Genomic DNA, 12,373 nt, shown 5'->3' on the forward strand with positions numbered 1-12,373 from the left:
CTTACTTTCTACCCGATAAACAAACACCATAATGAAGTATTCTCCAATATACTTTTTATTGATATCCCTTTTTATTGGATGCCGTCCAAAGGATGTGGAAAAAGCACCTGAAAAGGTGAAAGAACCGACGGTATTCCAATCCATATCGCCAGATTCTTCTGGAGTTTACTTCCAAAACACTTTGGAAGAAGGTCCCAACCTGAATGTATTAATGTATGAATACCTCTATAATGGCGGGGGAGTGGCAACCACCGATTTAAACAATGATGGCTTAATTGACCTCTATTTTACCTCCAACGCAGGAGAAAATAAATGCTATCTGAACTTGGGAGGAATGAAATTTAAGGATATCACCACTCAGGCAGGAGTTTCAGGAAGAACCGGACCATGGAAAACTGGCATTACAGCTGCAGATGTAAATGGAGATGGCCTCATGGATTTATACCTCTGTTACTCTGGAGCACTGCCACCTGAAAAACGAACCAATCAATTGTTCATCAATAAGGGCAATGATCAAAACGGAATTCCCATTTTTGAGGAGCAAGCCCAAAAATTTGGATTGGCCAGTAGTGCCTTTAGTAACCAAGGCTATTTTTTTGATTTTGATCAAGATGGAGACCTCGACATGATCTTGCTCAACCATAACCCAAAATCGCTACCAGTGTTGAATGTGGCCAACACCAAACGTTTTTTGGAAATGGACGATCCTTTACAGGGCATTCGGCTCTATCAGCAAAAAAACGGACACTTTGAGGATGTTACCGTAAAGGCCGGGATCAGTGGTTCGGCACTTACCTACGGTCTTGGGATAGGAATAGGGGACTTTAACAACGATGGCTGGTCCGATTTTTATGTTTCCAACGATTATGCCGTGCCAGATTATCTCTACATCAACCAAAAAGATGGGACATTCACCAACAAATTAGGGGAGCAAATTGGACATACCAGTCATTTTTCCATGGGTAACGATATTGCCGATATCAACAATGATGGGCTACAGGATATTTTTACTTTGGACATGCTCCCTGAGGATAACCGAAGACAAAAACTGTTGCTTTCACCTGATAATTACGACAAGTTCGATTTAAATGTGCGCAGTGGGTTCCATTACCAGTACATGCGGAATATGTTGCAGGTGAACAATGGAAATGGCAGTTTTAGTGAAATTGGACAATTGGCAGGGATTTCCAATACCGATTGGAGTTGGGCAGCCCTTTGGGCCGATTATGATAACGACGGATGGAAAGATCTTTTTGTGACCAATGGCTATTACCGGGATTACACCAATTTGGATTTTATCGACTACATGGACAATTTTGTGAAGTCCAGAGGCAGGTTGATGCGCGATGACGTTCTACAACTTATCCAAAAAATGCCCTCATCACAACTCAGTAATTACCTTTTCACCCATCAGAAGGACAATAGTTATACCAATAGTACTTCAAAATTTGGTCTAGACGAACCGGCTAATAGCAATGGAGCGGCTTATGCTGATTTGGACAACGATGGTGATCTGGATTTAGTGGTCAACAATATCAATAAACCCGCCTCCATCTACCAGAATACAATCCAACAGAAGAACACTCACTATTTGCAGGTCAAGTTGGAGGGCAATCCTGGTAATACCCAGGGAATTGGAGCAAAGGTTACCTTATATCAAAATGGATTGAAGCAGACCTTGTTTCAAATGCCCACCAGAGGCTATCTGTCCACAGTTTCGCCGATACTTCATTTTGGATTGGGTCAAAATGCAGCAATAGATTCCATTTCCGTAACCTGGAACACCGGTAATAAAGAGACTATTTCACCAGTAAAAGTTGACCAATTAATGGTGTTGAATGAAGGAGATGCCACCAACATGAAAAGCAAGCGCGCCAACCAATCGACCCTGTTTAAAGAAATCAATTCCCCGGTTGCCTACACAGACAAACCTTCTCAGGTTAACGATTTTAAACGTCAGTCGTTACTAATTGCCCAATTCTCCCATAATGCGCCGACAATGGTGAAAGGCGACTTCAATACCGATGGATTGGAAGATATTTTCATTGGGGGCTCCAAAGGAGAAAAAGCCCATGTATTTCTGCAATCCAGAAATGGTTCTTTTACTGAAAAATCAGTTTCCATTTTTGAACAACACACCGATTCCCATGATAGCGACGCAGCTGTTTTTGATGTCAATGGAGATGGGTTTTTGGATATATATGTGGCCAGTGGTGGTTATCACGATTTTGATGCCGAAGATGTTTTGTTGCAAGACCGCTTATATCTCGGCAATGGCAAAGGAGATTTTACGGACGGTACGGCCCAATTGCCAAAAATATATTCCAATAGCGAAACGGTAAAAGTTGCCGATTTGGAAGGTGATGGCGATTTGGATGTATTTGTCGGGGGAAGAGTGGTTCCTGGAAGATACCCTGAAACCCCAAGAAGTTATGTTTTGGTGAATGATGGAGCTGGGAATTATGTGGACGGCACCCAAAATGTAGCTCCAGAACTGAAAGAAATCGGAATGGTAACCGATGCCCTATGGGTGGATGTGGATAAGGACAATGCCATGGATTTGATTGTGGTGGGGGATTGGATGCCGATCACGTTCTTTATGAACCGGTCCGGTGTTTTAAAAAATGAAACCAATAAAATTTTGGACAAAGCCTATCATGGGGTATGGAATTCTGTGGATAGCGGGGATTTCAATCAAGATGGGAGACCCGATTTTATAATAGGTAACCTTGGTCTCAATTCCCAGTTTAAAGCATCACCAGAAGAACCTGCAGCCCTTTATTATGCTGATTTTGACCAGAACGGTTCTGTAGACCCAATTTTAAATTTTTACATCCAAGGGAAAGGATATCCTTATGTAACCCGAAACGAGCTGTTGGGGCAATTGGCCTACCTGCGTTCAAAATTCACTTCCTATGAAAGTTTTGCAGATGCCACCTTGGAAGATGTTTTTACTGTAGAAGAATTGGAACAAGCCAAAAAGTTGCATACGGAATATATGCAAACGTCCTTATTGTTGAGTACTCCCGATGGAAGTTATGATTGGGTCAGCATGCCCAAGGAGGCACAATATTCCAGTGTGTACGCCACCGTAGTTGAGGATTTTGATAAAGATGGATTCACCGATGTGCTCCTTTTGGGAAACAATCAATTTTTTAAGCTTCGCCTAGGGAAATTCGATGCCAATTATGGAACCCTGTTCTTGGGCGATGGAAAAGGTGGGTTTAAATATGTGCCTCAATTAGCATCAGGCCTTCAGATAAAAGGAGATGTAAGAAGCACTTTGGTAATGGGAAATAAACTTTTGTTGGGCATAACAGGAAAAGAAGTAAAGGCATATGAAATCAACCCATAGAAATAGGGCCAATTTGCAACGTCAAATTGTTGGAAGGATTGGTAGTTTGATCATGTTCATTGTGTTGCTCCTGGCGTGTACACCAGAAAAAGAACCACTTACCCAAACCGATGCAGTGCTCAAGTGGGCAAAAATGACGAATTACATTACCCAGTACACCCCATCGAATTCTCCAACATTTGCTTCTAGGGCATACGGTTATATTGCCCTGACCATGTACGAGGCCGTGGTGAACGGCTATCCGGAGCAAAATAGTATGGCTGGGCAACTGAATCAATTGGACCAGCTTCCATTGCCTGAACCCAATGTGGATTACGATTGGGTTTTGACTTTAAATGCAGCAGAATCCCAAATCATTAAATCCATTTACCAACAAACATCCGATGAAAACAAATTAAAAATAGATTCATTGGAGCAGGCCATCTTCGAATATTTTTCAGAAGATTTGGATGAGGGTACCATAAATCGCTCTGTAGCATATGGAAAACAAGTGGCCGATGCCATATTTGAATGGTCCAAAACAGATGGCGGACATAGAGGGTATCTCAAAAACTTCGACAAACAGATGAAGCACCCCGAGTTTCCCGGCTCTTGGAAACCACCACTGTATGCCCAATCGTTCAGTCATTATCCCTTGCACCCACACTGGGGAGAAAACCGAACTTTTGTGCCGGCAAACCGAGACATTCCCAAACCTTATATGATTCCATTCGATACGGTGCCCGATTCACCCTATTACAAACAATTTGTGGAGGTGTATGTAAAAGAGCAAACGCTGTCGAAAAAAGAAAAAGAGGCCGCCATTTGGTGGGGAGACGACCCTGATGTCACATTTACACCCCCCGGTCACTCTTACTATATCGCAACATTGGTTGTCGAAGAAAAAAGTCCGAATTTGATTGAGGCCACCGAAGCATATGCCAAAACGGCCATTGCCGTTGCCGATGCCTTTATCAAATGTTGGGAGTGGAAATATCATTTCTTTTCTGAAAGGGCGAACACCTATATTCCAAAGTATATTGACCCTGAATGGGAATCGTTTTGGCCAGACCCGCCATTTCCCGCTTTTCCGTCGGGCCATGCCATACAAGCGGCATCATCCGCAACAGTTTTGGAAGGTATTTTTGGAAAGGAGTTTGTTTTTGTGGATCGGGCCCACGAAGGACGCGAAAGGGATGAGGTGCGGGATACCGATTTTGTGCCCCGACATTTCAATACCTTTTGGGAATTTGCCCAAGAAACTGCCGATTCCAGATTTTATGGGGGAATTCACACCCCACAAGACAATGAAGTTGGATTGATAAATGGAAAAATCATTGCTGAAAATGTATTGGCCTTGGATTGGGAAAAATAATGCTGTACACATTGAATGTTATGAAAAAATATAAAATATTCGGACTACTGCTTTTTGGAAGTATGATGGCATCGGCCCAAACTGTTTTTACCGATGTGACCCAAGAGGCTGGCATAGATCATGTATTTAAGGTGTTCGAGGGAACATTTGGTGGTGGGGCAGCTGTATTTGATGTTAATAATGATGGATTTGAAGATGTATTCATCACGAGTGGCATGGAAGAAGATGCCCTTTACCTCAATAAAGGAAACGGTAAGTTCCAGAACATCTATTCAGGATCGGGTTTGGAAATAAGTAAGGATTATGTGACCCAAGGCGCCGTAAGTGCCGATGTAAATCGTGATGGCTATCGGGATTTGTTCATTACCACAATTAACAAATCCGATGGAAGTCAAAAAATACCTAGGGCCAAGAATCTCTTGTTTTTGAACAATGGTGATTTAACCTTTAGGGATGCTACAGTAGAATTTGGGTTGGAAGACTTAAATTCATTCAGCACCGGTCCAAGTTTTGGTGATTTCAATGCAGATGGATATCCAGACCTTTATGTAGGCAATTATTTTCAAAATTTTGAGGGCAAGTTGGGCATCATCAAGGATGCCACCATCGTTAGTGCCAACCAAACAGCAGAGGGATATCTTTTGCTCAATCGGGAAGGAAAAACATTCGAAAATGTATATGAAGATTATGGATTGGGGCATAAAGGCTTTGGTTTTGGTGGGGTATTTACCGATTTTGACAATGATGGTGATCAAGATTTGCTTGTAAACCAAGATTTTGGGTACAAGGCCGTGCCCAATCTTTTGTATGAAAACCAATATCCCAAAAAACGTTTTGTGAACGTTGGCAAGGAAAAGGAAATGGACTTGAAAATAAATGCCATGGGTTCTGCCGTTGGTGATTACAACAATGATGGCTTTATGGACTATTATGTGACCAATATTAAGTTCAACCAGTTTATGGTGAATCAAGGAGATGATGAACCTTTTGTGGATAATGCCAAAACGTTGGGAACCTATTTTTTGGCCATTAGTTGGGGTGCCAATTTTGCCGATTTTGATTTGGATGGTGATTTAGACCTTTATGTGTCCAACGGAGACCTTAATCCCAATTGTGTGCCCATGGGCAATTTTTATTTTGAAAATAACAATGGAAGTTTTACCGATGAGGGTCGTGCTACCAAAACCAACGATTATGGGGTGGGCCGCGGCTCTGTAGTATTTGATTATGACAATGACGGGGATTTGGATATGCTAGTGGTCAACCAAGAAGCGATTTATGAATATCCTGTGGAATCCAAAACTAAGCTATTTCGTAACGACACCCCCAAAGGTAATTGGCTTGAGGTTGCTTTAAAGGGAGTTTCGGCGGAAAGTAATGGAATAGGATCTCGGGTGACTGTGATAAGCGGAGAACATAGGATGATGCGTGAAATTGATGGGGGAGGTTCAAGTCATATTTCACAAAATTCTACCATTGCCCATTTCGGGTTGGGGAAAAATACGGTGGTGGATTCGATTATTGTGACATGGACAGGGGGTAAAAAACAAATTCTACTACGTCCAACCATCAATACCCTATTGACCATTGAAGAAATGCCAGATGATACTTCTTTCGGTTCCTATTTAATGGCTTTCGGTTTATTGATTTTGGCATGTATTGGCCTTATTTTTTATCGTAGAAAATATAGAGACAAGAATAGTTCGCCGCTTAGTTAAAGGACGATAAAAGCCTTTTTATTCTTGTATAAGCATAAAAAAGCCCCTTTTAAGGGGCCTTTTGTTTTATGGATTTTGAATAAGGTCTAAATCGACCAAGCTTTTCCACCGGTAAGGGTGTTCAGGTCCCCACAGGCAACATACTCACCTGGAATCGGCAGATAGGCCAAAACCTCTTCACCCACATATTCAGATGATTTGTAGGCCCAAGTGGCCAGATCCCTCAATTCGGTCGCGAAAGAAAAGCGGGAGATCTCATCGTCCAGGCTTGCCTCCCCACCTTTCATAATAGCTTCCATGTAATTCATGATGGCCTCGGATTGCAGTTCCTCCTCCTCGTCGGAACGTTTGGTAAGATAGGTCTTGAGAACCGGCTCTATGTCCGCTGGTTCAATGTCCATCAAAGATGCCTTGCCCGAATCGGCCAATACCTTGTCGTAGAACTTGTCCATCTTCATCATCACAAAGTCCCTTTGTTCCAGTGGCATCACCTCGTCCAGATAGGCATCGATAAAGGTGTGCACGTTCACTTCGGTGGCCGAAGGCGTGTCGGTCTTTGGAAGGATCACGTCCAAGGTCTGTGCCAGGGCAAATCCCTTGTCCTTATCCAGGAAATTGGGTGTCCATTCCGCAAATGCCGGTTGGTCCTTGCAGCTGTTCAACAGGGACAGTAAGGTAGGAGTGGCCACGGCGTACCCGAAGGCCATCCCCATATTTTTGAGTGCTGATCTTCTTTCCATTATATGTTTCCTTTTTTAAGTTCTTGTACCGCATGGTTGGCAGCTCTGGCAGTGAAGGCCATATAGGTCAACGAAGGGTTTACACAACTGGCGGATGCCATAAAGGCTCCATCGGTCACGTAAACGTTCTTACAGGCATGTACTTGGTTGTGTCCGTTCACCACGGAAGTTTTAGGGTCACGACCCATACGGGCGGTTCCCATTTCGTGGATTCCCAAGCCAAGAGCTCCGGGATTGTCGTACGGCTGTACATCCCTTAAACCTGCTTTTTCCAACATTTCAACCGCTTGCTGTTTCATGTCTTCACGCATTTTCCATTCATTTTCTTTGAATTCGGCATCAAAGGTAACGGTGGGCAATCCCCATTTATCCAACTTGTCGTAATCCAAGGTCATTCGGTTGTCTTCATACGGTAGCACTTCACCAAATCCACCCATTCCGAAAGTCCAACCACCAGGTTTCAACATGGCATCTTTATAATCTTTTCCAAAGGATAATTCGGAAACACTTTCTTCCCAATTGCCTCTACTGGCACTTCCTTGATAACCATATCCACGGATGAAGTCTTTCATATCGGAGTCACCGCCCAAGTTTCTAAATCTTGGCACATAAACTCCACTTGGTTTTCTACCCTTGTAATATTTGTCCTCAAAACCATCGAACTTACCCGATGCACCCACACCAAGGTGGTGGTCCATAATATTTCTTCCCAATTGGTCGGAATCGTTCCCCAGACCATTCTCGAATCTATCAGATTTGGATTGCATCAATATGGAGGTGGAAGCCATGGATGAGGCACATAGGAAAATCACTCTTGCCTTAAACACAAAGTCTTCCTTGGTTTCCCTATCGATTACCTTAACTCCTGTCGCCAATTTGGTGTCTGGGTCATAGATCACTTCATGAACGATGGAATCTGGTCTCAACGTCAAGTTTCCTGTTCTCTCCGCCGTGGGCAGGGTAGAGGAAACACTACTAAAGTAGCCTCCAAAAGGACACCCTCTGATACACCTATTTCTAAATTGACATTTTACACGGCCGTCACCTTCAAATTTTTTATCGCTGGTAATGTGTGCGGTTCTTCCAGCAGTTACCACACGACCATTGAATTTATCCGCTACTTGTTCACGGAAATGTTGCTCCACACAATTGAGCTCCATCATGGGCTCAAAAACGCCATCTGGAAGTTGCGGGAGTCCTAAGTTTTCTCCAGAAACCCCAATAAAGCTTTCCACTTTATCGTACCATGGGGCAATATCTTTATAACGAACAGGCCAATCTACGGCAATGCCATCATTTTTATTGGCCTCAAAATCAATATCGCTCCAACGGTAACTTTGACGTCCCCACATTATCGAACGTCCACCCACATGATAACCACGCATCCAATCAAAGCGCTTGATTTCGTTGTAAGGATGTTCTAAATCGTTGACGAACCAATGCTTGGAGGCTGCACTGGTGGTATATCCAGTTCTGGATTGTTTTTCTTGTTGTTTAATGTCTTCTCTTGTAGTACTTCCTGCATGTGGAAAATCCCATGCATCCATATTTGCCGTTGGGTAGTCTTCACGGTGTTTTACCATGGGGCCACGCTCCAGAACCAAAGTCTTAAGACCGTTTTCGCAAAGTTCCTTTGCCGCCCAACCACCGCTGATTCCCGTTCCTACCACAATGGCATCGTAGGATTCCTGTTCCTGGTTGTAATAAAATTTACTCATTTGTTCAGTTATTAAAGGTGTAATATATCAATTTCCCCTCGTTTTTTTTAAGGTAAAGAGTCAATTAACATTATCACTTTTGGTCAGCTAATAGAGTTTTCGGAAAGTTTTGATTACTTTAAAAACTTAAATTTTAAACTACTAAACTTATAGTGCAAGTTTTAGTATTCGTTAATCCAATTATAATCTTAAAAAGTGATTAGAAATTTTAACCGCACCCTAGTCTTAATTGCAGTTTCAACTGTTTTGTCCTGTCAGAAAAAAGAAAAAGTGACTCCGCCTGAGCCCTTGGGTGCACTGCCATCCCAAGAACAATTGGATTGGTATAAAATGGAAATGAATGCTTTTATTCATTTTACCATTAACACATTTACGGACAAAGAATGGGGGTATGGCGATGAGTCCCCTGAACTTTTTAATCCCACAGCTTTTGATGCCAACCAGTGGATGCAAACTTTGAAGGAAACCGGTTTTAAAGGGGTGGTATTAACAGCAAAGCACCACGATGGTTTTGCCTTATGGCCATCGGCCTACACGGAGCACTCCATAAAAAACAGTCCTTTTGAATCGGGCAATGGGGACATTGTAAAATCAGTATCCGAAGCTGCTGCTGCACATGGGCTTAAATTTGGCGTTTACCTATCGCCATGGGATAGAAACCGAGCGGACTACGGGCAGCCATCCTATATCACTTATTATAGAAACCAACTCAAGGAATTGTTCACGGGTTATGGGCCTATATTTGAAATGTGGTTTGATGGTGCCAATGGTGGTGATGGCTACTATTGTGGTGCTAGAGAGGAACGAACCATTGACCGCCAAAATTATTACGATTGGCCTACGACCTTAAAAATGGTCGATTCCATACAGCCACCCGTTTTGTTTTTTAGTGATGCGGGACCTGATCTACGTTGGGTGGGCAATGAAAAAGGTATTGGAGGAAAAACCCATTGGAATACGATTACTCCAGATACCTTATATGCAGGTAAATTCGGAATTGAAGACTTATTGCAACATGGAACTCCAGGAGGAACAGATTGGATTCCTGCAGAAGTTAATGTGTCGATTCGGCCGGGATGGTTTTATCATGAATCCCAAGATAGTTTGGTAAGAACCCCTGAAAACCTTTTTGAAAGGTACCTGACTTCGGTGGGGAGAGGCTCTACATGGCTGCTTAATATTCCGCCGGATAAGCGCGGACTTTTTCATGAGAATGATGTAGCGGCCTTACAAGGTTTTAAAAAGATTTTGGATAATGTGTTTGAAGTGAATTTGGCCAAAAGTGCAAAGGTAACCGCAAGTACTTTCAGAGGCAATGCTGCCGAATATGCCCCAGAAAACATGATTGATGGGGATGATCAAACCTATTGGGCCACCGACGATCAACTAACCCAAGCTTCTTTAGAACTGGAATGGGATGCGGAAAAAGACATCAACTATTTAGTGTTACAAGAGCATATTGCCTTGGGGCAACGTGTGGCCGCTTTTGATGTATTTGCTTGGAACGATGGTCAATGGAAAAAAATAGCATCGGAAACCACCATTGGGAACAAACGGATATTGCCTTTGGAAGGGGTGGCCACCAACAAATTAAAAGTGGAAATTATCGAAGCCTTGGGTTGTCCGTTGATTTCGAATTTGGGAGTCTATTAAATGGCTAATCTACCTGTAGAGTTATCATTTTAAAACGTTAAACAAAATTTTAAACCTTGATCAAAAAGTGAGCCGAGTACACTTGTCATTTTTGGATGTTTTGTTTGAATTTCTTTATTTTTAATGAAAACATGTTGGATATTTAACATCGATATTGTTAATTAATAAAGAAATTTTCCTACATTAATAAAAACAACCTTTCCCCCAGTTTTTGTTTAATACGGTCAAGCAATTGGCCTCATAATAGAAATCTCAATTCTAAACACTAATTATGAAGTTAAAGTTTACTTTTTTAATGATTCTAATGGGGGGTATTTTAGTATCATCCGCCCAAGACAAACCCAACATTTTGGTAATTATGGTGGATGATGTCGCACCCAACTCCCTTGGCGCTTACACCATGGGAATGCAGTACCCGACACCCAACATTGACCGAATTGCTAAAGAAGGTGCTCTATTTACAGACCATTATTCCCAACCCAGTTGCACAGCAGGTAGAGCTGCGTTCATCACGGGTCAAAAACCTGTGAGAACTGGATTGACCACGGTCGGACAACCCGGAAATCCACTAGGGTTAAAAAAGGAAGATCCCACATTGGCCGAATTGTTGAAACCTATGGGGTATATGACAGGTCAATTTGGTAAAAACCACTTGGGGGACCGTAATGAGCATTTACCCACCGTGCACGGTTTTGATGAATTCTTTGGCAATCTATACCACCTAAATGTTTCGGAGGAGGAGGAGCAAGCCGATTATCCTAAAAGCAAAGAGTTTTATGAAAAATATGGACCACGTGGAATTATTGAATCTTATGCAACCGACACTTATGATAGCACAGAAGACCCTCGTTTTGGAGTGATTGGAAAGCAAAAGGTGACCGATATTGGTAAATTGACCTCAAAGCGAATGGAAACTTTCGATGAAGAATTGGTTGCTAAAAGCAAGGACTTTATGAAGCGTGCAAAGGATGCCAACAAACCCTTTTTTATCTGGCATGCCACCAGCCGAATGCATGTATATACGCACTTAAAAGAAGAGTCAAGAAACTTGGCCACTCCGATAAGTACCGATATGGACCTATTCGGTTCTGGTTTAATGGAGCATGATGGCCATGTAGGCGAATTGCTGGATTATCTGGAAGAACTTGGAGTGGATGAAAATACCATTGTTATTTATACCACAGATAATGGTCCCGAACAAAGTACCTTCCCACATGCTGGGGTAACGATGTTCAGAGGTGAAAAAATGACTACTTATGAAGGGGGCGTGCGCTCCCCATTTTTGGTAAGGTGGCCTAAAGAGATTCCAGCAGGCTTGATTAGAAATGGAATTTCCGCTCACGAAGATGTGCTTCCTACCTTAATGGCTGCGGTTGGTAACGATAACATTAAGGACGAGCTGATGAAAGGCAAGAAGGTAGGGGATATGACCTATAAAGTCTATATCGATGGATTTGATAACTTGGATTATTGGACAGGAAAAGCTGATAAATCAGCCAGAAACTATTTCTTCTATTATTACGAATCTGGTTTAACGGCCATGCGAGTCGGGCCATGGAAAATGCACTTTGCCACCAAAGAACGCTACTTTGATGATATGGTTTCGCATACAATGCCTCAGTTGTTCAATTTGCGTAAAGATCCATTTGAAAAATACGATGACATAACCGGTTTCCATTTGATCATGGAAAAATCTTGGGTGATGCAACCTGCAATTGGATTGCTGAACGATCATCTTTCAACATTTAAGGACTTCCCTCCACGGCAAGCAGCCGCATCATTGGACATCAATAAGGCCATTGAGGCCATATTGAAATCGGATACAAGAAAATAAA

7 protein-coding genes are annotated in these 12,373 nt (G+C 42.5%); 5 read left to right on the forward strand and 2 right to left on the reverse strand.

Annotated features, from left to right (window positions below; genetic code table 11):
- Positions 1–31: 31 nt before the first annotated feature.
- Genes ABT310_RS11955 through ABT310_RS11965 form a run of 3 tightly spaced genes read left to right on the forward strand, consistent with a single transcriptional unit; the run spans position 32 to position 6,427 of the window.
- A complete protein-coding gene (locus ABT310_RS11955) occupies positions 32–3,355 on the forward strand; it encodes a VCBS repeat-containing protein (RefSeq protein WP_375324115.1) in 3,324 nt (1,107 codons plus the stop codon).
- Positions 3,339–4,709: a vanadium-dependent haloperoxidase gene (locus tag ABT310_RS11960; protein ID WP_375324116.1), complete on the forward strand. Its 1,371-nt coding sequence runs from the start codon at positions 3,339–3,341 to the stop codon at positions 4,707–4,709. The genes ABT310_RS11955 and ABT310_RS11960 overlap by 17 nt, the downstream gene beginning before the upstream one ends.
- A 20-nt stretch (positions 4,710–4,729) precedes the next feature.
- Positions 4,730–6,427, forward strand: a complete 1,698-nt coding sequence (locus ABT310_RS11965) for a CRTAC1 family protein (RefSeq protein ID WP_375324117.1) — start codon at positions 4,730–4,732, stop codon at positions 6,425–6,427.
- A gap of 86 nt (positions 6,428–6,513) precedes the next feature.
- On the opposite strand, the gene ABT310_RS11970 is transcribed toward ABT310_RS11965, so the two are convergent.
- Positions 6,514–7,167, reverse strand: coding sequence for a gluconate 2-dehydrogenase subunit 3 family protein (locus ABT310_RS11970; RefSeq protein ID WP_375324118.1), 654 nt, complete (start codon positions 7,165–7,167; stop codon positions 6,514–6,516).
- Positions 7,167–8,885: a GMC oxidoreductase gene (locus ABT310_RS11975; protein WP_375324119.1), complete on the reverse strand. Its 1,719-nt coding sequence runs from the start codon at positions 8,883–8,885 to the stop codon at positions 7,167–7,169. Before ABT310_RS11975 ends, ABT310_RS11970 begins: the two co-directional genes overlap by 1 nt.
- Positions 8,886–9,080: 195 nt before the next feature.
- Between ABT310_RS11975 and ABT310_RS11980 the strand changes: the two genes are divergently transcribed.
- Both ABT310_RS11980 and ABT310_RS11985 read left to right on the forward strand, forming a co-directional pair.
- Positions 9,081–10,538 (forward strand): alpha-L-fucosidase, encoded by a 1,458-nt coding sequence (locus ABT310_RS11980; RefSeq protein ID WP_375324120.1) that lies wholly within the window; start codon positions 9,081–9,083, stop codon positions 10,536–10,538.
- Between the two features lie 271 nt (positions 10,539–10,809).
- Positions 10,810–12,372, forward strand: a complete 1,563-nt coding sequence (locus ABT310_RS11985; protein WP_375324121.1) for an arylsulfatase — start codon at positions 10,810–10,812, stop codon at positions 12,370–12,372.
- Position 12,373: the final 1 nt, after the last annotated feature.

The sequence above is a fragment of the Flagellimonas cixiensis genome, from assembly GCF_042134615.1.
Classification (GTDB): Bacteria; Bacteroidota; Bacteroidia; order Flavobacteriales; family Flavobacteriaceae; genus Flagellimonas; species Flagellimonas cixiensis.